19 protein-coding genes are annotated in these 20,014 nt (G+C 62.7%); 11 read left to right on the forward strand and 8 right to left on the reverse strand.

The window, feature by feature from the left end; all coding sequences use genetic code 11:
* Positions 1 to 4: 4 nt before the first annotated feature.
* Positions 5 to 1,036, reverse strand: coding sequence for an aldo/keto reductase (locus VIL88_RS12365; RefSeq protein ID WP_331989249.1), 1,032 nt, complete (start codon positions 1,034 to 1,036; stop codon positions 5 to 7).
* Between the two features lie 195 nt (positions 1,037 to 1,231).
* On the opposite strand from VIL88_RS12365, the gene topA reads away from it, so the two are divergent.
* On the forward strand, positions 1,232 to 3,862 hold the full coding sequence (gene topA, locus VIL88_RS12370) for a type I DNA topoisomerase (protein WP_331989251.1): 2,631 nt from the start codon (positions 1,232 to 1,234) through the stop codon (positions 3,860 to 3,862).
* Between the two features lie 145 nt (positions 3,863 to 4,007).
* Here topA and VIL88_RS12375 read toward each other — a convergent pair whose 3' ends face one another.
* Together VIL88_RS12375 and VIL88_RS12380 are read right to left on the reverse strand one after the other, a co-directional pair.
* Entirely contained in the window at positions 4,008 to 5,051 is a 1,044-nt protein-coding gene (locus VIL88_RS12375) for a dipeptidase (protein ID WP_331989253.1), read from the reverse strand.
* Between the two features lie 65 nt (positions 5,052 to 5,116).
* The gene (locus tag VIL88_RS12380; protein WP_331989255.1) at positions 5,117 to 5,257 is read right to left on the reverse strand and encodes a hypothetical protein; all 141 of its coding nucleotides are present in this window, start codon (positions 5,255 to 5,257) and stop codon (positions 5,117 to 5,119) included.
* Between the two features lie 150 nt (positions 5,258 to 5,407).
* On the opposite strand from VIL88_RS12380, the gene rnr reads away from it, so the two are divergent.
* The 3 genes from rnr (at position 5,408) to rpmG (ending at position 8,430) form a co-directional block, all read left to right on the forward strand.
* Positions 5,408 to 7,693, forward strand: a complete 2,286-nt coding sequence (gene rnr / locus VIL88_RS12385; protein ID WP_331989257.1) for a ribonuclease R — start codon at positions 5,408 to 5,410, stop codon at positions 7,691 to 7,693.
* Between the two features lie 4 nt (positions 7,694 to 7,697).
* On the forward strand, positions 7,698 to 8,090 hold the full coding sequence (locus VIL88_RS12390) for a DUF983 domain-containing protein (protein ID WP_331989259.1): 393 nt from the start codon (positions 7,698 to 7,700) through the stop codon (positions 8,088 to 8,090).
* Positions 8,091 to 8,262: 172 nt separating this feature from the next.
* Positions 8,263 to 8,430, forward strand: a complete 168-nt coding sequence (gene rpmG / locus VIL88_RS12395) for a 50S ribosomal protein L33 (RefSeq protein ID WP_056233989.1) — start codon at positions 8,263 to 8,265, stop codon at positions 8,428 to 8,430.
* Between the two features lie 379 nt (positions 8,431 to 8,809).
* Here rpmG and VIL88_RS12400 read toward each other — a convergent pair whose 3' ends face one another.
* Together VIL88_RS12400 and VIL88_RS12405 are read right to left on the reverse strand one after the other, a co-directional pair.
* Positions 8,810 to 10,180: a PleD family two-component system response regulator gene (locus tag VIL88_RS12400; protein WP_331989262.1), complete on the reverse strand. Its 1,371-nt coding sequence runs from the start codon at positions 10,178 to 10,180 to the stop codon at positions 8,810 to 8,812.
* 81 nt (positions 10,181 to 10,261) lie between these two features.
* Positions 10,262 to 10,633, reverse strand: coding sequence for a response regulator (locus VIL88_RS12405; RefSeq protein WP_331989264.1), 372 nt, complete (start codon positions 10,631 to 10,633; stop codon positions 10,262 to 10,264).
* A 98-nt stretch (positions 10,634 to 10,731) separates the two neighbouring features.
* Between VIL88_RS12405 and VIL88_RS12410 the strand changes: the two genes are divergently transcribed.
* The 7 genes from VIL88_RS12410 (at position 10,732) to VIL88_RS12440 (ending at position 16,466) form a co-directional block, all read left to right on the forward strand.
* Positions 10,732 to 11,010 carry a DUF3572 family protein gene (locus VIL88_RS12410; protein ID WP_331989266.1) on the forward strand — a complete coding sequence of 93 codons (279 nt, stop codon included), beginning with the start codon at positions 10,732 to 10,734 and terminating at the stop codon, positions 11,008 to 11,010.
* Between the two features lies 1 nt (position 11,011).
* A complete protein-coding gene (locus VIL88_RS12415) occupies positions 11,012 to 12,334 on the forward strand; it encodes a DNA polymerase IV (RefSeq protein WP_331989268.1) in 1,323 nt (440 codons plus the stop codon).
* Positions 12,331 to 12,789, forward strand: a complete 459-nt coding sequence (locus VIL88_RS12420; protein ID WP_331989270.1) for a RidA family protein — start codon at positions 12,331 to 12,333, stop codon at positions 12,787 to 12,789. The genes VIL88_RS12415 and VIL88_RS12420 overlap by 4 nt, the downstream gene beginning before the upstream one ends.
* Before the next feature lie 60 nt (positions 12,790 to 12,849).
* Entirely contained in the window at positions 12,850 to 13,611 is a 762-nt protein-coding gene (locus VIL88_RS12425; RefSeq protein ID WP_331989272.1) for a glycerophosphodiester phosphodiesterase family protein, read from the forward strand.
* Between the two features lie 78 nt (positions 13,612 to 13,689).
* Complete coding sequence (locus VIL88_RS12430) at positions 13,690 to 14,868, forward strand: GNAT family N-acetyltransferase (protein ID WP_414650136.1); 1,179 nt, start codon at positions 13,690 to 13,692, stop codon at positions 14,866 to 14,868.
* Positions 14,869 to 14,922: 54 nt separating this feature from the next.
* Positions 14,923 to 16,053 carry a hypothetical protein gene (locus VIL88_RS12435; RefSeq protein WP_331989274.1) on the forward strand — a complete coding sequence of 377 codons (1,131 nt, stop codon included), beginning with the start codon at positions 14,923 to 14,925 and terminating at the stop codon, positions 16,051 to 16,053.
* On the forward strand, positions 16,050 to 16,466 hold the full coding sequence (locus VIL88_RS12440; RefSeq protein WP_331989276.1) for an HIT family protein: 417 nt from the start codon (positions 16,050 to 16,052) through the stop codon (positions 16,464 to 16,466). The genes VIL88_RS12435 and VIL88_RS12440 overlap by 4 nt, the downstream gene beginning before the upstream one ends.
* Here the strand turns inward: VIL88_RS12440 and VIL88_RS12445 are convergent, their stop codons facing one another.
* The 3 genes from VIL88_RS12445 to proS are packed head-to-tail and all read right to left on the reverse strand — an operon-like array spanning position 16,467 to position 19,877.
* Entirely contained in the window at positions 16,467 to 17,153 is a 687-nt protein-coding gene (locus tag VIL88_RS12445; RefSeq protein ID WP_331989278.1) for an ABC transporter ATP-binding protein, read from the reverse strand.
* Positions 17,146 to 18,531: an ABC transporter permease gene (locus VIL88_RS12450; protein ID WP_331989280.1), complete on the reverse strand. Its 1,386-nt coding sequence runs from the start codon at positions 18,529 to 18,531 to the stop codon at positions 17,146 to 17,148. The genes VIL88_RS12445 and VIL88_RS12450 overlap by 8 nt, the downstream gene beginning before the upstream one ends.
* Positions 18,528 to 19,877 (reverse strand): proline--tRNA ligase, encoded by a 1,350-nt coding sequence (gene proS, locus VIL88_RS12455; RefSeq protein WP_331989282.1) that lies wholly within the window; start codon positions 19,875 to 19,877, stop codon positions 18,528 to 18,530. Before proS ends, VIL88_RS12450 begins: the two co-directional genes overlap by 4 nt.
* Between the last annotated feature and the right edge of the window lie 137 nt (positions 19,878 to 20,014).

Here is a 20,014-nt window from a genome sequence, read left to right on the forward strand (position 1 = left end):
AGGTTTAGCGCCCGCCCTCGATGTTGCGGTGGCGCTGCGCAATGCCGCCCTCGCCATAGGGATAGTCGGCCATCTGCGGCTTGCTGATCGCGCTCAGCCGCGCCACTTCCTCGGCCGAAAGCTGCAGGTCCGCGGCGCCGAGATTGTCCTTGAGCTGCTCGGTGGTGCGCGCGCCAAGAATGACCGAGGTCACGCCCGGCTGGGCCGCGACCCAGGCCAGTGCCACCTGCGCCATGCTGGCCCCCCGTGCCTTGGCGATCTCCTCGACGGCGCCGATCACCTCCCAGGTGACGGCATTGCCGTTGCGTTTGTCGAAGGCCTCCATGCCGCGCTTTGGGTTCTCGCCCAGGCGCGTCGCGCCGGTCGGCATCTGGTCGCGCTTGTACTTGCCCGAAAGCCAGCCGCCACCCAGCGGCGACCACGGCAGGAGCCCGATCTGCGCATCCAGCGCCGCCGGCACGATCTCATGCTCGATATCACGCACCAGGAGATTATATTGCGGTTGCAGCGTCACCGGCGGCTGGTAGCCCTGGGCCTTGGCGATCCACACCGCCTTGGTCAACTGCCAGCCCAGGAAGTTGGAAAAGCCGTAATAGGCAATCTTGCCGTTACGAATGGCGTCATCAAGGAAGCGCAGCGTTTCGTCCAGCGGCGTCAGGGCATCGAAGCCGTGCATCTGGTAGAGATCGATATGCTCCACTCCCAGGCGCTTGAGCGAAGCGTCCAGCGCCTCCTGGAGGTTCTTGCGCGACAGGCCCAGGTGATTGGGACCGTCGCCCATCGGGAACCGCCCCTTGGTGGTGATCACCAGGTCGCGCAGGCCCGTGGGCTTGGTCTTGAGCCAGCGGCCGATGATCTCTTCCGAAAGGCCGGCGCTATAGACATTGGCGGTGTCGATGAAGTTGCCGCCGGCGGCGACATAGTCATCCATGAGCCGGAACGAGGTCGCCTCGTCCGATTCTGCGCCAAAGGTCATGGCGCCAAGGCAATAAGCCGAGACCACGGCACCACTATTGCCGAGCTTGCGATATTCCATTTCGTCTCCTCTAATCCGCCCACCGGTGCATCCTCAGCGTGGCGGCTGCAGCACAACGCCGCAAGCCCCAAGCGGTCGCAAATTTCCTCTCTCAAAGAGAGAGTGTTTGCGCTCCCTGTTCTCCGCCGTTGACACCTTCTCGCGCCTTCACCATGTTGCGCGACTTCTCACCAAGCGTTGCGGAACGGGTACTCCATGAAGGTCGTCGTCGTTGAAAGTCCGGCCAAAGCCAAGACAATCAACAAATATCTGGGTTCAGGCTATGAAGTCCTGGCCTCCTTCGGCCATGTTCGCGACCTGCCGGCCAAGGACGGCTCGGTGCGTCCCGATGAAGATTTCGCCATGTCCTGGGAGGTCGACACCGCCTCGCGCAAGCGCCTTGGCGACATTGCCTCGGCCCTCAAGGGGGCCGACGGGCTGATCCTCGCCACCGACCCCGACCGCGAAGGCGAGGCCATCTCCTGGCACGTGCTGGATGTCCTCCGCCAGAAAAAGGCGCTCAAGAAGGACACGCCCGTCCAGCGCGTCGTCTTCAACGCCATCACCAAGGATGCCGTTACCGCGGCCATGGCAAAACCCCGCGACATCGACATGCCGCTGGTCGATGCCTATCTGGCCCGCCGCGCCCTCGATTATCTCGTCGGCTTCACCCTCTCGCCCATCCTCTGGCGCAAGCTCCCCGGCTCCCGTTCTGCCGGCCGCGTGCAATCCGTCGCCCTGCGCCTGGTCTCGGACTGCGAGGCCGAGATCGAGAAGTTCAAGGCCGAGGAATACTGGTCCGTCGAGGCCAAGCTCGCCCAGGGCGGCAAGAGCTTCCTGGCTCGCCTGTTCTCGGTCGACGGCAAGAAGACCGACAAGCTCGACATCAAGACCGGCGAAGACGCCACCGCGCTCAAGGCGCTGATCGAGGGCGGCCAGTTCAACGTGTCTGCTGTCGAAAAGAAGCCGACCAAGCGCAACCCCTACGCGCCCTTCACCACCTCCTCGCTCCAGCAGGATGCCTCCTCGCGCCTGGGCCTTTCGCCCAGCCGCACCATGCAGATCGCCCAGCGCCTCTATGAGGACGGCCTCATCACCTATATGCGTACCGACGCGGTGCAGATGGCGCCCGAAGGCATCGCCATGGCCCGCTCGGTGATCGGCAAGTATTTCGGCGAGGAATACCTCCCCGAAAAGGCCCGCATCTACCAGACCAAGGCCAAAAATGCCCAGGAAGCGCACGAGGCCATCCGCCCCACCGACATGTTCAAGCGACCGGAAAACCTCAACCTCGATGCCGATCAGGCCAAGCTCTACGGCCTGATCTGGCGCCGCACGCTCGCCTCGCAGATGAAGTCCGCTGAGATCGACCGCACCACCGTTGACATCGCCGTCAACGTCCCCGGCCGCGCCGTGGAACTGCGCGCCGTCGGCTCGGTCGTCACCTTTCCCGGCTTCCTCAAGCTCTATGGCGTCGAGGTCAAATCCGACGAAGACACCGACGACGAGGACGATCGCGAACTGCCCCCGCTCAAGGTCGGCGACAAGCCCACGCTGCAGCAGGTGGAGATCGAGCAGCACTTCACCCAGCCACCCTCGCGCTACACCGAGGCGAGCCTGATCAAGAAGATGGAAGAGCTCGGCATCGGCCGTCCCTCGACCTATGCGGCGACGCTGACGACGCTCAAGGACCGCGACTATGTCCGCCTCGAGGGCAAGGCGCTGCATCCCGAGGATCGCGGACGCATCGTCACGGCCTTCCTCGAAAACTTCTTCAACCGCTATGTCGAATACGGCTTCACCGCCGGTCTCGAGGAACAGCTCGACGAAATCTCCGCGGGCGATCTCGACTACAAGCAGGTGCTGCGCGACTTCTGGCGTGACTTCACCGCGGCAACCGACGAGATCAAGGACCTCCGCGTCTCCGAAGTGCTCGACGCGCTCAACGATGCACTGGCCAGCCGCATCTTCCCCCCGCGCGAGGATGGCTCCGACCCACGCCGCTGCCCCACCTGCGGCACGGGTCAACTGTCACTGAAGCTGGGCAAGTTCGGCGCCTTCATCGGCTGCTCCAACTATCCAGAATGCAAGCACACGACCCAGCTGTCCGACGCGGCGGCGGGCAAGTCCTCCGAGGCTGCGCCCGGCGATGGCATCCTGGGCACTGACCCGGAAACCGGCGAGGAGGTTCACCTCAAGTCCGGCCGCTTCGGCCCCTATGTCCAGCTTGGCGAAGGCAAGGAGCCCAAGCGCGCTTCCCTGCCCCGCGGCTGGGACGCTGCCAGCATGACGCTGGAATCTGCGCTCAAGCTGCTCGGCCTGCCGCGCGAGGTGGGTCTCCACCCCGAGACCGGCCTGCCCATCAGCGCCGGCATCGGCCGCTACGGCCCCTTCATCCTGCATGACGGCAAGTATGCCAACCTGCCCGACGTGGAAGAGGTTTTCACCGTGGGCCTCAACCGCGCCGTGGACCTGATCGCGCAAAAGGCCGCCGGCGGCTTCAAGCGTGGCGGCGGCGCTGCCGTTGCAGCCATCCAGACCTTCGAGCACGACAGCGGCCCAATCACCGTCCGCGCCGGCCGCTATGGTCCCTATGTCAATCAGGGCAAGATCAACGCGACCATCCCCAAGGATGTCGCACCGGAAGCCGTAACACTGGAACAGGCCCTCCAGTGGATCGCCGCCCGCGCCGAAGCCACGGGCACCAAGGTCAAGAAAGCGCCCGCCAAGAAAGCCGCAGCCAAGAAGCCTGCGGCGAAAAAGGCGGCAACCACCACGGCAAAGAAGCCGGCCGCCAAAAAGGCACCGGCAAAGAAGGCCACAAAAACCGAAGACGTGCCCTTCTAGGCCCTCTGCCAAACTCGCTTCCGACGCGCGTCACCCCCACCGCCCGTCACCCTCGGGCTTGACCCGAGGGCTCTGCACTTACCGGCCCTCAAGTGAAGTGCCCTCGGGTCAAGCCCGAGGGTGACGCTCTGTGACGTTGGGCATCCTACCCCATCACCTCCGCCACCACCCGCATCCAGTTCCCCATCGCGATCTTGCCCACCAGCGCCTCGCCGTAGCCCTTGTCCAGCAGCGCCTGCAGCAGCTTGGGCACGCCCGTCACATCGCCGATCCCGGCCGGCACCATCGCCCCGTCGAAGTCGCTGCCCAGCCCGACGCCATCCTCGCCCACCGCCTCCACCAAGGCATCCACATGCCGCACCATGAGCTCCATCGGAGTGTCGGTGACAAACTTGCCATCCGGCCTCAGGAACCCGGTGGCAAAGTTCAGGCCCACCACGCCGCCGCTCTCGCGAATGGAGGCAAGCTGCCAATCCACGAGGTTCCGCGCATGCGGGGAGATGGCATGGACATTGGAATGGGTCGCTACCAGCGGGTGGGACGAAATGGCCGCCACGTCGCGAAAACCTGCCGCATTAAGATGGCTGAGATCGATCATGATCCCCATCTGGTTGCAGCGCCGCACCAGCTCCTTGCCCAGATCGCTTAGCCCCGGCCCGATATCGGGATCGGCATTGTGACGGAACGGCACCCCCGTCCCAAAGGCATTGGCACGGCTCCAGGTAATGCCGACGGAGCGAAGGCCTGCCGCATGCAGCAGATCCAGCGTGTAGAAGTTGGTGTCGATCGCCTCGGCGCCTTCGATGTGGAAGATAGCCGCAAGCACGCCTCGCGCCTGCGCTGCGGCTATATCCGCAACCGACCGGCACAGGGCCAGCGCCCCCGCCTGCTCCAGCCGCAGCAACAGCGAGGCCATGCCCGTGGTCGAGGCCATGGCGTCACCCCAAGCGAGCTCGGGCGGCAGGTTCGGCTCCAGCTGCGGCGTGCCAGTGACGGCCGCCAGACTGGTCTTGAGCGGCGGCGGAAACATCGCGAAGAAACCGCCTGCCATCCCGGCCGCTCGCGCCCGTGGCAGGTCGATATGGCCACCGCCCGTTCCGCTGATGAAGGATTGGCCCTTGTCGGCGTCGCTGCTCTCCAGCAGGCGCAGCAGCGTGTCGTTGTGGCCGTCGAAAAAAGGAATGGTCATGAGGGGGAATCGGTCTCGTCTGGAGCCCGATTGAACCGCGTCCGGCTCACCGCCTCAAGCATGGCTCAAGGTTGAGTCGTGCCTTCGAGATCCTGCACCGAAGCATTGTCGCGGTTCACCCCCGAGCCCTGCATGAAGCTGACCGATGCGGCAGCAATGCCCAGCACCACAAGGATCAGGACGGCGATCAGGATTCCGCGGCTCATTTGGTCTACTCCAGGCTGGTCACCAAGCTGAATGGCCGAACAGGCGGAAAGTTCGGCCTGTATCGAAAGTTAGTTGAAATGACGGGCGGGAACGGCCCGGCGATGCGTCCATTTGGCAAAACGGGGCCGATCACCTACATATTCCTCAACATGACAACAAAAAAACCAACTAAGTCCAGGAACACGTCCGGACCCCGCCGCACCACCGCACTCCGTGCCGCCGAGCTTCCCACGCGCGAACAACTGCTCGAGGCCCTGGCAGAGGACGCCGACATCAAGGGCAAGCGCGACCTGGCCAAGGTCTTCGGCATCCGTGGCGACATGCGCCGCCCCTTCAAGGCCATGCTGGCCGAGCTTGAGGGCGAGGGCGTCATCACGCGCACCCGCAAGGCGCTGCGCCGCACCGCCGCCCTGCCCCATGTGACCGTGCTCGACATTCCATCCGACGCCGATCCCGACAACCTCCACGCCTATCCGGCCCAGTGGAACGAGGAGGAAGGCGACAAGCCGCGCGTCCAGGTCCTTGGCGGCCGCGATGCGCGCGTCGTGCCGGCGCCCGGCGACCGAATCCTTGCCCGCATCGATGCCGGCGACGAGGATGTTCCGCGCTACACCGCCAAGGCGATGAAGATCCTCGACAAGCCGCGTCGCGGCCAGATCGGCATTGTCCGCATGGACGAGGATGGCGCCCGCCTCATCCCCGTCGATCGCAAGCAGAAGGAAATGCGCATCCCGCTGGGCGATCTGCTCGATGCCAGCGACGGCGACCTGGTGGAGGTCGAGGTCAAGCTCTCGGGCCGCCTCATGATTCCGCGCGCCAAGGTGACCAAGGTCATCGGCAACCCGGCATCGGAAGGTGCCGTCAGCCTGATCGCCATCCACAACCTCGAGATCCCCTACAACTTCCCTGCCTCGGTCATCCGGGAGGCAGAACAAGCCACGGAAGCGACACTGCAGGGCCGCGAGGACTGGCGCGACCTGCCGCTTATCACCATCGATCCGGCTGATGCCAAGGACCACGACGACGCCGTCTACGCCCAGCCTGACGATGATCCTGCCAATCCGGGTGGCCATGTGGTCTATGTCGCCATTGCTGACGTCGCCGCCTATGTGCGGCCCGGCACGGCACTCGACCGCGAGGCTTACCTGCGCGGCAACTCGGTCTATTTCCCCGACCGGGTCGTCCCCATGCTGCCCGAGCGCATCTCCAACGAACTCTGCTCGCTCAAGCAAGGCGAGCCGCGCGCTGCCCTGGCGGTGCGGATGGTCATGGGAGCCGATGGCAAGAAGCGGTCGCACAGCTTCCACCGTGTCCTGATGCGCTCCGCCGCCAAGCTCAGCTACCAGCAGGCGCAGGCCGCCATTGACGGCCAGCCCGACGACGCCAGCGGACCCATCCTTGATCCCATTCTCCGCCCGCTCTACGACGCCTATGAGGCCATGGCCGCGGCCCGCGACAAGCGCGGCCCTCTCGACCTAGACCTGCCCGAGCGCAAGATCGTGCTCGACGACAAGGGCATGGTGAAGGACATCCGCATCCCCGAGCGGCTGACGGCGCACCGTCTCATCGAAGAAATGATGATCGCCGCCAACGTTGCCGCCGCCGAGACGCTGGAACAAAAGCGCACGCCCCTGCTCTATCGCGTCCACGACGAGCCCTCCTCCGAAAAGCTCCAGGCGCTACGTGACTTCCTCGGTTCACTCGACATTGCCGTCAAGAAGTCCGACAGTGTCCGCGCCTCGGACTTCAACGGCATCCTCAGCCAAGCCCGCAAGGCGGGCAACATCGAGCAGGTCTCCGAGATGGTGCTGCGCTCGCAGGCACAGGCCGAGTATAGCGCCGAAAACTATGGCCACTTCGGTCTCAACCTCGATCGCTACGCCCACTTCACCTCGCCCATCCGCCGCTATGCCGACCTTATCGTCCACCGGGCGCTGGTCTCGGCGCTTGGCCTGGGCAAGGACGGCCTGAGCGAGAACGAAAGCCTGCGTCTGCCCGGCATCGCACAGCACATCTCCGCTACCGAGCGACGGGCCATGATGGCGGAGCGCGAGACCGCTGACCGGCTCCTCGCCCAGTTCCTGGCGGCTCAGATCGGTGCCCGCTTCGAAGGACGTATCTCCGGCGTGACGCGCTCGGGTCTTTTCGTTCGCCTGCTCGAAACCGGCGCCGACGGCTTCATTCCCGCCTCCACCCTCGGCGAAGACTTCTATCGCTATGTCGAGGATCAGCAGGCCATGATCGGCGAGCGCAGCGGCGAGAAGTTCGGCCTCGGGGATCGCGTAACGGTGCGGCTACTCGAGGCGGCGCCGGTAGCCGGCGCCCTGCGCTTCGAGCTCCTCTCTGAGGGGTCCCGCGTCAATCCGTCATCTGCAAGGCGGAACCAGAAGCGACCATCTAGGAGTTACGGCCCAAAGGGCCGCAGGAAGAGGTAGGCTGATGGGTACCCAGAGTCTCGAAGAGCGCCACGTTGGCCAGGCCATGTGGCGCGGCACGCTGTGCAAGTGCCCCCACTGCGGCAAGGGCAAGCTGTTCCGCGCCTATCTCAAGGTCGCCGACGAGTGCAACGTCTGCGGGGAACAGCTCAATCTGCACCGCGCCGACGACTTCCCGCCCTATATCGCCATCACCATTGTCGGCCACATCATCGTCTTCCTGATGCTGCACCTGGACATGACCTACCATGTCCAGCCGATCACCTATGTTATCTCGATGATCCCGCTGGCGATCATCCTGCCCCTCATCATGCTCCCCTCGATCAAGGGCGCCATCGTCGGCCTCCAATGGGCAAACCATATGTATGGCTTCGGAGCGTCCCGCAGGGCAGATTGATCCAGTGGATCAATCTGAGCGCCGAAGGCCCGGAGAGCTATGCTCGCAGGGCGGGCAAGACCGTCACGCCTTGAGATCGATCTTCCTTGACACGCAGCCTAAAATCCGTAGTTTGCGCTCAAATTCCGGCGCCGGGGATTCCGCGGCGCCTTTTGCATTGTGAGGACTGACCATGGCCAAAGCCGCTTCCGTCAAGATCAAGCTCGTGTCGACGGCTGATACTGGCTACTACTACGTCACCAAGAAGAACGCTCGCACCCAGACCGAGAAGCTCTCGTACAACAAGTACGACCCGGTTGTGCGCAAGCACGTCGAGTTCAAGGAAGCCAAGATCAAGTAGTCTGGCGCCTGCTCGTTCCGAGTAAGCAATAGCCCCGCATCACCGATGCGGGGCTTTTTGCTGCCGTCAGGTGACAATTTGGTTAGCACTTGGACAACATATCGGCCACGTCGTGCTAGCATATGTGGGAAGAAGTGGCTGGTCCGGAGCGGCATGTCGAAGAGGCCACTCTGTCCGCATCCGGACCAGCCGCCCTACGGAGTCTCAGGAGTTGCGGCGGACCTGAGCAAAGCCGTAGGGAGCACTCGGCTGGAGCTCTGTGGCTCGCTTGCCTCGTGTGAGGTCAACCTATGCCACGGCCGGAAAAACTCAAGCAAAACCGGCGGTTTCAGCCCGGTAAAGCTTTGTTAATTATAACGAATAACCCTAACGCCGCAATTTACGCTGCGTCGAAGACCACCCGGTTGCGCCCCTCGCGCTTGGCCCGGTAGAGCGCCACATCGGCGCGCTTGATCAGCGTCTCGGGCGTGTCGGCATCGCTCTCGTTAAGCGTCACCCCCGCCGAAACCGTCACCGCCAGCGGTCGCCCGGCATTGACCTCGAACACCCGCTCCGAAATCGACTGCCGCACCCGCTCCGCCACCAGTTCCGCCTGCACGATATCGGTGTCCGGCATCAGCACGACGAACTCCTCGCCGCCGAATCTGCAAGCAAGATCAACGCCCCGTATGTTGCGCTTGAGGCGGGTTGCGAATTCCCGCAGAACCGCGTCACCCACATCGTGGCCGTAGCTGTCATTGACCGATTTGAAGTGGTCGATGTCCAGGATCATCAGCGCCATGTCGCGCTCCTGCACCTGCGCCCGGTTCAGCATCATGCCCAGGTGACGGTCGAAATAACGGCGATTGTAGAGGCCGGTCATGTCGTCCGTAATCGCCAAGGCCATGGTATTGCTGACGCTTTCGCGCAGTTCCATGGCATAGCGCTGCCGCCGGATCTGCGTGCGCACACGGGCGGCGAGTTCATTGCGCTCCACTGGCCGCGAGATGAAATCGTTGACCCCAAGATCGAGCGCCCGCACCACCCGCGGCTTGTCCGTCTCGTCGGCAATCAGAATAATCGGCAGATTCCGCGTATGCTCCAGTGTCCTGATCTGCGAGCAGACACGCAAAGGATCGAAGTCCGTCAATGACATAGCCACCAGCGCCAGCTCATAGCGCTCGCCCGTGACCTGGAACACGGCATCGGCGGGTTGCGTCAAGATATCCACGTCGTGCTCGGGCGTGAGATAGTTCTGCAACCGCTCGGCATGACGCTGGTCGGTATCGACGATGAGAATGGAGCCGCCGACCGTGTTGATCTTGTCCATAGCCCGCATCGCATCTTCGATGGCGATCTGCTGGCCAGTCATGGCGCGCGCGCGCAACTCGTCGGTCAGTGACTTGAGGCGCGCCAAGCTTTTTACCCGCGCCATGAGCTGCACGTCGTCTACGGGCTTGGTCAGGAAGTCGTCCGCCCCGGAATTCAACCCGTTCACGCGATCAGACGGTTGGTCCAGCGCGGTGATCATTACCACCGGGACGTGCTGGGTACGCGGATTGGCCTTGATGCGACGACAGACCTCGAAGCCGTCCATCTCGGGCATCATGACGTCAAGCAGGACGATATCCACGTCCTGCGCCTGCATGATCTCGAGCGCCTGAGGGCCGGATGATGCCGAAACGACTTCGTAGTACTCGGCACTCAGCCGCGCCTCGAGCAGCCTGACATTGGTCGGGATATCATCGACGATCAATACGCGTGCGGTCACTTGCGGCCCCGAAAGCTGCGCCTTGCCCGTGGCGTCCCTGCACCGGCATCTGGCGGCTGACCGGACAACAGTCGCGTCCGCTCAGGCCGGGCCAATGTAGCGGGCAATAGTTTCCAGAAAGTGAGGCACGGAAATGGGCTTGCTGATGTAACCCTCGCATCCGCCTTGTAAAATTCTCTCTTCGTCGCCCTTCATGGCAAAGGCGGTGACGGCGATGACGGGGATATGAGCCAGCTCTTCATCGTCCTTGAGCCACTTGGTGACCACGAGGCCCGAGACCTCCGGCAACTGAATGTCCATCAGGATCAAATCAGGACGGTGCGCGCGCGCAAGATCGAGCGCCTCCATCCCGTTGCGGGTCTGGATGACGGCATAGCCACGCGATTCCAGCAGATCGTTGAAGAGCTTCATGTTGAGCTCGTTGTCCTCAACGATCATCACAGTCTTGGGCATTCGTCCTTCTCCGCGTCACCTTCGTTCGGGTGGCGCTTCGCATTACCGCACCATTGGGGTAGCATCGAATCTCTTACAAAACACAAATGAGGCCCACTTTGCCGCGGTCCGCCCCTGCAGATCTTTCCGCCGCCACTTTGGCGGAAGCATGCCTCGGCTACCTCGCCGAACATCCCGATGAACTCCTGGCCTTCATGCAGCAGGCCGGCCTCGATCCCGATGCCCTTCGCCAGACCGTAGGTACACCTGCGCTGGAACGCGGCCTCATAGACTATTTTGCCTCCAACGAACCGATTCTGCTCGCCTTTTGCGCCAATGCCGGCCTCTCGCCGGAACAGTTCATGCGCGTATGGCAGCGGCAGAATCCATCAGGCTAGCATGCCGCAGGACTGGCTTTGCCGCGATTGCCTGGCGCACTCCGCAAAGAGTGACGTGCCGCAGCGATGTCCGAACTGTGGCTCGCCGCGCCTGCGCAGCCACGATGAGCTGTTCGACCTCTCCATTGCCCATGTGGATTGCGACGCCTTCTATGCCTCTGTCGAGAAGCGCGACGATCCTTCGCTGCGCGACAAGCCGCTGATCATCGGCGGCGGCGTCCGTGGCGTTGTCTCGACCTGCTGCTACATCGCGCGCCAATCTGGCGTCCGCTCGGCCATGCCCATGTTCAAGGCCCGCCAGCTCTGCCCCGACGCCGTGATCATCAAGCCAGACATGGCCAAGTATGTCGGCGTCAGCCGCCAGATTCGCGGTCTCATGGATGCCCTCACGCCGCTGGTGGAGCCGCTCTCCATCGACGAGGCCTTCCTCGACCTCTCGGGAACGCAGAGCCTCCACAAGGCGCCACCTGCCCTGGTGCTGGCTCGTTTCGCCAAGGCGGTCGAAACCGACATCGGCGTCAGCATTTCTGTGGGCCTCAGCCACAACAAGTTCCTGGCCAAGGTGGCCTCCGACCTGGACAAGCCACGCGGCTTCGCCGTGATCGGGGCCGCAGAAACCCTCGCCTTCCTGGCACCCAAGCCGATCAGCCTGATCTATGGCGTGGGCAAGGTCTTTGCCGAAACCCTGCGCAAGGATGGCCTGACGACCATTGGCCAGTTGCAGAGTGAGCCGCCAGAAAACCTGGTGCGCCGCTATGGAGAAACCGGGGCAAGACTTGCCCGGCTCGCCCGGGGCGAAGACAGCCGCCGCATTTCGGTGGATGGCGAGATGAAGACCATCTCGTCCGAGACTACCTTCAACCAGGATATCTCCAGTCTCGAAGAGCTTTCCACGCAGTTGCTGCACGTGTCCGAGCGGCTATCGGAGCGCCTCAAGGCAAAGAATGTTGTGGGCGACACGGTGACGCTCAAATTGAAATCTGCCGGTTTCCGCTTGCGCACCCGCGCGCGGCACCTGATGATCCCAACGCAACTAGCGAACGTGATCTACGAAACCGGCTTGTCGCTGCTCAAGCGCGAGGTCGACGGCACGGCGTTCCGGCTGATTGGAATCGGCGTTTCGGGTATCGATACTGCCGATGGCAGCGATCCGGCCGATCTGCTGGAGCCCGCGATTGCTCGCAAGGCGGCAGCAGAGCGCGCCATGGACCGCGTGCGCAGCCGCTTCGGCCGTGAAGCCGTGGTGCGCGGAAAACTTTATCGAGCCAAACCGGCCTCCGCGCCGGCCGAACAAGACGACCAACCTGAAGGCAAGACGCAATGACCAACCCGATCGAAAAGCTCCGTGAATATGGCTATGAGCTGCCCGCACCCAAGGCGCCGGTTGCCAGCTACGTACCGGTCACGCGCACCGGAAACATCATCTATGTCTCGGGTCAGATCTCGGCAGATGCCAATGGCGTGGTGACCGGGCGCCTCGGCGACAACATGAACGTCGTCCAGGGCGGCAATGCTGCCGAACTGGCGGCGATTAACGTGCTGTCGCAGATCGTCCATATGGGTGGCGTGCCGCTCGAAGAGATCAAGCGCATCGTCAAGGTTACGGTTCTGGTGGCGTCCACGCCAGATTTCACCGAGCAGCACCTGGTCGCCAACGGGTGTTCCAACCTGCTGGTCGGCGTGCTGGGCGACAAGGGCAAGCACGCCCGCGCGGCCTTCGGCGTCGCCTCCCTGCCATTCGGAGCGGCCGTCGAGATTGAAGCGGTGGTCGAAGTCTAGCTGCAACATGGTCGTCACATATCGGTGCCAAGGAGGCACCGATCACACGACGAGGCCAGCATGACCGAACCATTGTTTCCCCAGCCAATCGCTCATCGTGGCCTGCATGATCGCAGCCGCGGCGTCATCGAGAACAGTGCAAGCGCATTCGAAGCGGCCATCGCTGGCGATTACGCCATTGAGTGCGACGTGCAGCTGACCAGCGACGGCGTGCCCGTGATCTTCCATGACGACGACATGAAGCGCCTGCTGGGGAAAGAGGGCGCTGTCGCCGATACCGAGGCAAGCGAGATCACGCAGTCCCCCTTGCTGGACAGCGCTGCCGGCGACTGCCCTCAGCGCTTTGCTGATTTCCTGGCGCAGATAAAAGGGAGCGCGCTGCTCCAGATCGAACTCAAGCGCCAACGGGATGCGCACGGCACGCAGATGCTGGCGCGTTCCGTCGCCGAGCTGCTGAAGAACTACGACGGTCCGGTCACGGTCGAGTCGTTCGACACCAACTTGCTGACCGCGATCCGGCAGTTCGGCTTTGCCGGGCTGCGGGGTATCATCACCTATGACTACGAGCGCAAGGACTGGGACGACCGCCTGACCGAGCAGCAGCGCTACACACTTCGCCATCTGCTTCATTGGCACGAGACGCAGTTCGACTTCATCTCCTGTCATAGCGAGGCCCTGCACCTGCCCGCCATCGTCTTCTGGCGTGCCTTGGGCAAGCCAGTGACAGCTTGGACCATCCGCTCGCCCGAGCAGGCACTGGCCGCCGCCTCCATGGCCGACCAGATGGTCTTCGAGGGCTTCACGCCGGCCACATCCATGTGATCGGCGCGCGCTCGGCGCTTACAAAAAGGAGCGAAGCGCCCTATCTTACAAGTCGCTTCGTCCTCCGCCGGTATTCCCTTGGCAGATCAGCCCACGCTTCGTGCGACCGTCCACCCCAGCACCGGCAGCATCCCTGCCGATGTCTGGAACGCGCTTGTTCCCTCGACCGACGGCAAGACCGATAACCCCTTCCTCGATCATGCCTTCTTCCTCGCACTGGAAGAGTCGGGCTGCGCGACGGCGAGGACAGGCTGGCAGCCACAGCATCTGCTGCTGAGTGGCGATAGCGGTGAGCCCTTGGGCTTGATGCCGCTGTTCCTCAAATCCCACTCTATGGGTGAATACGTGTTTGATCACGGCTGGGCCGATGCGCTTGAGCGCGCCGGCGGCAGCTATTACCCGAAGCTACAGTGTTCCGTCCCTTTCACCCCGGCAACGGCGCCAAAGCTGCTTGTTCCTTCGGGCGATGCGGCAATCCGGGAGGCACTGCTCTCCACTGCGGAACAACTGGCACTGCAGCGCGGCGCTTCCTCTGTTCACGCCACCTTCGTAGCGGAACACGAAGCAGATCAAGCGGAAGCACAGGGGTGGCTGAAGCGGCTCGACACACAGTTCCACTGGCACAACCAAGGCTTCGAGACCTTCGATGACTTTCTCGAAACCCTCTCCTCGCGCAAGCGCAAAACCATCAGGCGGGAGAGGCGCGACGCGCTGGCCGATGGTTTGACCGTTAAATGGCTTTGCGGCACCGACCTGCGCGAAGAACACTGGGATGCCTTCTACGCCTTCTATGAGGATACCGGTGCGCGAAAGTGGGGGCGGCCATACCTCAACCGTAAATTCTTCTCGCTGCTCAACCAGTCCATGGCCGACCGCATCGTGCTGATGCTGGCCTATGACGGTCCCACCGCAATCGCCGGCGCCATCAACTTCGTCGGCAAGGACCGCATCTTCGGCCGCAACTGGGGCTGCATTCGCGATGTGCCCTTCCTTCATTTCGAGCTCTGCTACTACCAGGCGATCGACTACGCTATTGCACACAAACTGGCCGTGGTCGAAGCAGGCGCCCAGGGCGAGCATAAGCTTGCGCGGGGCTACGCTCCCTCCACCACCTATTCGTTTCACTGGCTGGCCCATGCGGGGCTACGCGAGGCAGTGGCAGACTACCTGGAGCGTGAGCGCCGGTCGGTCGAGCACAGCCAGGAAGTGCTGGAGGAATATACGCCCTTTCGCAAGGGTGAGCGGACAGATCGCTGAGTCGTGGCAGTATCGCCACTTCCACGCGCCAGCGCTGGCGGCTAAGGAGGGAACATGATTTGGGACCTCATCATTTTCCTGCTCCAGGCCATTCTCATCTTTGTGGTCTCGACGGCCCTATTCGACGCGCTGCACTGGCTGCTGCACAGATGGGAGAATTCGCGCTTTCCGCTGCTGCGCAAATTCTCTTCCTGGCACTGGGTGCATCATCGTTTCCTGGGGCTCGACATGCAGATCGACCCTTCTTACGTTCGGGCGAACCTCTGGTTCCACATCCTGCCCGAATACCTGACCTCCATGGCCGGGACCCTGGTATTCCTCCTGGTGTTCCCCTGGCCGCCAATCCTCGCGGTCGGCATACTGCGCACGATCATGCTGGGCATGACCCTGCGTGAGGAAGGGCTGGACTACAATCACATGTCGATGGATCGCGTCGGCGGGCAGCTTGGGCTGCTATGGGTCAGCAACAACTACCATGCCATGCATCACGTCTATCCGCACAGCTTCTTCTCGTCATTCACCAATGTGTTCGATCTCATCGTCGGCACGTCCTGCCAGATCAACGGACGGTACTTCCTGGTGACCGGCGCCAGCGGCGCCTTTGGTTCCGCCATGGTCGACAAGCTGACGCAACTCGGCGCAACGGTGGAGACCGCAAAATCAGGCGTCGACTTTTCCGCTGGCAACTACATCGGCATGCAGGAGAAACTCGCCCGCGCGGACGTGCTGGTGCTCGCACACGGCGCCAAGACCGAGGACTGCTGGAACGCCAACTACGTGACCTTTGCCGATCTGATCGACCTCTTCACCCAGGTCGGCCAATCACGGCTGACACCGCCGGAAGTCTGGGCATTGGGCTCGGAAGTGGAGTTCCATGGCGACATGGGACTGGAGGAACTGCGCAGCTACTCGGCCTCCAAACGCGCCTTCGCCGTGCGCGCGCGCGACTACTATCGCTCCGGCGCGCTGATCTACCGGCACATCGTGCCCTCATCCTTCACATCCCAGATGGGCAAGGGCGCCATGAGCGCGGCGACGGCGGCCTCGGTGGCGCTGTTCTTTATCCGCCGCGGCTTTCGCTATGTGCCGGTTACCCTGACCGGCCTTGCGGTGCTCAACTACTTCCGCTTCCGCTTCTTCCAGAAACCCCAGCCCAGCGCCGCGCCGATTGCGAGTGATCCATGACCTATGACGCTTCCAACATCTTCGCCAAGATCATCCGGGGCGAATTGCCGGCCCACAAGGTCTACGAAGACGGTCAGGCCTTGGTGATGATGGACATTTTCCCGCAATCGCGCGGGCACGTGCTGGTCATCCCCAAAGCGCAGTCACGCAACCTGCTCGATGCCGACCCGGCAGCGCTTTCGGCTGTTATCCCGCTGGTGCAGAAGGTTGCCCAGGCGGTCAAGCAGGTCACCGGTGCCGACGGAATCCGCCTGGCGCAGTTCAACGAAGCGCCGGCAGGACAAACCGTCTTCCACCTGCATTTCCACATCATCCCGGTCTATGAGGGCGTACCGATCGGGGCCCACGCCGGTGGCAGGGCTGATGATGCTGAGCTCGCCGCTCTTGCCGGTGAAATCGCTGCCGCTCTCTAGCTAGAGCGTGTGCTCGACGACGTGACCGTTCTTGAGCGTCACGATCCGATCGGCGCGCCGGGCCAGATCGTGATTATGGGTGGCGATAAGGGCGGCGGCGCCTTCGTTCTTGATCAGGTTGGCCAGCGCTTCAAACACGATGTCGCTCGTTTCCGGATCAAGGTTTCCCGTCGGCTCGTCAGCGAGGATGACCTTGGGGTGGTTGGCAGCGGCCCGCGCAATCGCTACGCGTTGCTGCTCGCCGCCGGAGAGCTCCGCCGGGCGATGGCTGGCGCGCGGCGCGACGCCAAGCAGATCGAGCAGTTCCAACGATCGCCTGTCGGCCTCGGCCTGTCGCTTGCCGGCGATCAGCTGCGGCATGGACACATTCTCCAGCGCGGTGAACTCGGGCAATAGATGATGGAACTGGTAGACGTAGCCGACGGTAGAGCGCCGCAGCTGGGTGCGCCCGCGGTCCCCGAGCTTGCTGGTGGGAATGCCGACGATCTCGACCTCCCCGCCCTGCGGGCTCTCGAGAAGCCCCGAGAGGTGCAGCAGGGTCGATTTCCCGGCCCCTGACGGGGCGACAAGGGCAACCAATTCGCCACTTTGCACGCTGAGATTTGCCGCTTGCAGCACGCGCACGACCTTGTCGCCTTGGCCGTATTGGCGATGGACGTCGGTCAGAACAAGATGCGGCTTATTCATAACGCAGCGCCTCTACCGGATCATATTGCGCCGCCCGCCATGCGGGATAAAGCGTAGCCAGAAAGCTCAGTCCCAAGGCCAGGCAAACCACGACCGTCACTTCGGTCGGGTCGGTCTTCGACGGCAGAGAGGACAGGAAGAACACTTCCGGCGGGAAAATCGCCACACCCAATGTGTTGGAAACGAAGGCCCTCAGCGTCTCGGCATTGGCCGCAACAACCAGGCCCAGGGCCACACCAGTCAAAGTGCCGATAACGCCGATGGTGGTGCCGGTGATCGAGAAGATGCGCATGATGGCGCCGCGGCTTGCACCCATCGTGCGCAACACGGCGATGTCGGAGCTTTTGTCCTTCACCAGCATGATCAGGCTCGAAATGATGTTGAAGGCTGCAACCAGGATGATCATGGACAAGATCGTGAACATCACCACACGCTCGACCTGCAGCGCCGAAAAGAACGTCTCGTTGCGCTGCTGCCAGTCCGTGAGGATCAGTGGGCGTGCGGCAGGATCGCTCTGGATGCGCTGGCGCATGACACCGATTTCATCCGGATCGTCGATGAAGATCTCGGCAGCGGACACTCGGCCCACCTGCTCGTAATACTCCGCAAGTTGCTCATTGGTCAGCGGCGGATCCAGTGGACCGGTGGCGGGCGGTTCCATGCCAGGCCGCAGCACCTCTTCATACATCTTGAAGTAATCCTGCGCCGTCTCGAGTGGCATATAGATGAAAAGGCTGTCGAACTCGACCATGCCCAAATCGAAGATGACGTTGACCGGGTACGTCTTGACCTGAACGGTCGAGCCGAATGGCGTCATCGGCCCGTCCGGGTTGATGAGCTTGATCTGGTCGCCCAGCGAAACGCCCAGCGTCTGCGCGAGGCGATGGCCGATAGCGACGCCGTTGCCTTCGTCCCAGCCGTCCCAGCCCCCCTGTTCGGCGGCACCGTAGAGCAGCTTGAGCTTCTTGAGGTTTTCCTCGTCCATGCCGCGGACAGAGGCACCGGTTGACGTACCCTGCCCCGAGGCCAGAACCTGTCCCTCGACGAAGTAGACGGCAAAATCGACGCCTTCGATCTCCTCGATGGAGGCGATGGCGTCCTTGTAATCGGTGAACTCGCGCTCGATCGGATAGGCGGTGAAATGCCCGTTGAGGCCAAGGATCTTGGTCAGAAGTTCAGCACGAAAGCCGTTCATCACCGACATAACAACGATCAGCGTTGCCACGCCGATCGCCACCCCCACCATGGTGAGGCTGGCGATCACCGAGATGAACGCCTCCTTGCGCCGGGCGCGCAAATAGCGCCCAGCGATGATCCATTCGAAGCGCGAAAAGGCGCGCGTGCCCTTGTTCAGCAGCGGCGGCGCCGTCTCGGTCAAATGTCGGTCTTTCTTTGTGGCTCGATCAGGCTCTTGAGGCGCGCAACAGCATCGCCGATCGGCAGCGTCTCGCGTTCACCCGTCTTGCGATGCTTGATCTCGGCTTCACCGGCGGCAAGTCCGCGCGGCCCCAGGATGATCTGATAGGGAATGCCGATCAGGTCGGCCGTGGTGAACTTGGCGCCTGCGCCCTGGTCGCGATCATCGTAGAGCATGTCCAACCCTGCCGCATTCAGCTCCTCGTAGAGCTTCTCGCAAGCAGCATCGGTTGCCGCGTCGCCGGCCTTGAGGTTGATCAACACGGCCTCGAATGGCGCGACGCTGACCGGCCAGACGATGCCAGAATCGTCGTGGAAGGCCTCGATGATGGCGGGCACGAGACGGGTTGGCCCAATGCCATAAGAACCCATATGCACCACGGTCTCCTTGCCATCAGCACCGGTGACGGTTGCCTTCATGGGCTCGGAATATTTGGTCCCGAAGTAGAAAATATGGCCGACTTCGATACCGCGAGCGGAAACGCGGTGTTCCTCAGGTACTGCAGCCTCGTATTCGCCCATGTCGACCATGTCCTCGGTCGCAGCATAGAGCGAAGTCCAATCCTCGAAGATCGGGTGAAGATCGCCGCGGAAGTCCGTGCTCCTGGGCGGAATGGGTTTGTCCAGCAAGCGCCGGTCACAGAACACCGCGCTCTCGCCGGTGTCAGCCAGGACGATCCACTCGTGGCTGAGGTCACCGCCGATCGGGCCGGTGTCGGCGCGCATCGGGATGGCGGTCAGCCCCATGCGGGCGTAGGTGCGCAAATAGGCCACGAACATCCGCTCATAGGCGGCCACGGCGCCTTCCTTGGTGAGGTCGAACGAATAGGCGTCCTTCATCAGGAATTCGCGGCTGCGCATGGTGCCGAAGCGCGGACGGACCTCGTCACGGAACTTCCACTGGATATGGTAGAGGTTGAGCGGCAGGTCCTTGTAGGACTTCACATAGGTCCGGAAGATGTCGGTGATCATCTCCTCATTAGTAGGACCATAGAGAAACTCACGCTCGTGCCGGTCTTCGATGCGCAGCATTTCCTTGCCATAGGCATCGTAGCGGCCAGATTCGCGCCACAGATCAGCCGACTGGATGGTCGGCATCAGAAGCTGGATCGCGCCGGAGCGATCCTGCTCCTCCTCGATGATCTTCTGCACCTTCATCAGCACCTTGTAGCCCAGCGGCAGCCACGAATAGAGGCCCGACGCCTGCTGGCGGATCATGCCGGCGCGCAGCATCAGGCGGTGCGAGACGATCTCCGCTTCCTTAGGCACATCGCGCAGTACAGGCAGGAAATAGCGGGACAGGCGCATGTAAACTCCCGGAAAGATCCGTCGACTCGTGGCTTCTGTTGATGCCCACTCAAATCCTGTTCGTCCATCCGATGCAAGCATGGAAGGCATGCAGAATCTGCGTGACAGGGTGAAATCTTGTTGTTAGGGTCAGCATC

Origin of the sequence: Devosia sp., from assembly GCF_036563435.1 — a bacterium.
Classification (GTDB): Bacteria; Pseudomonadota; Alphaproteobacteria; order Rhizobiales; family Devosiaceae; genus Devosia.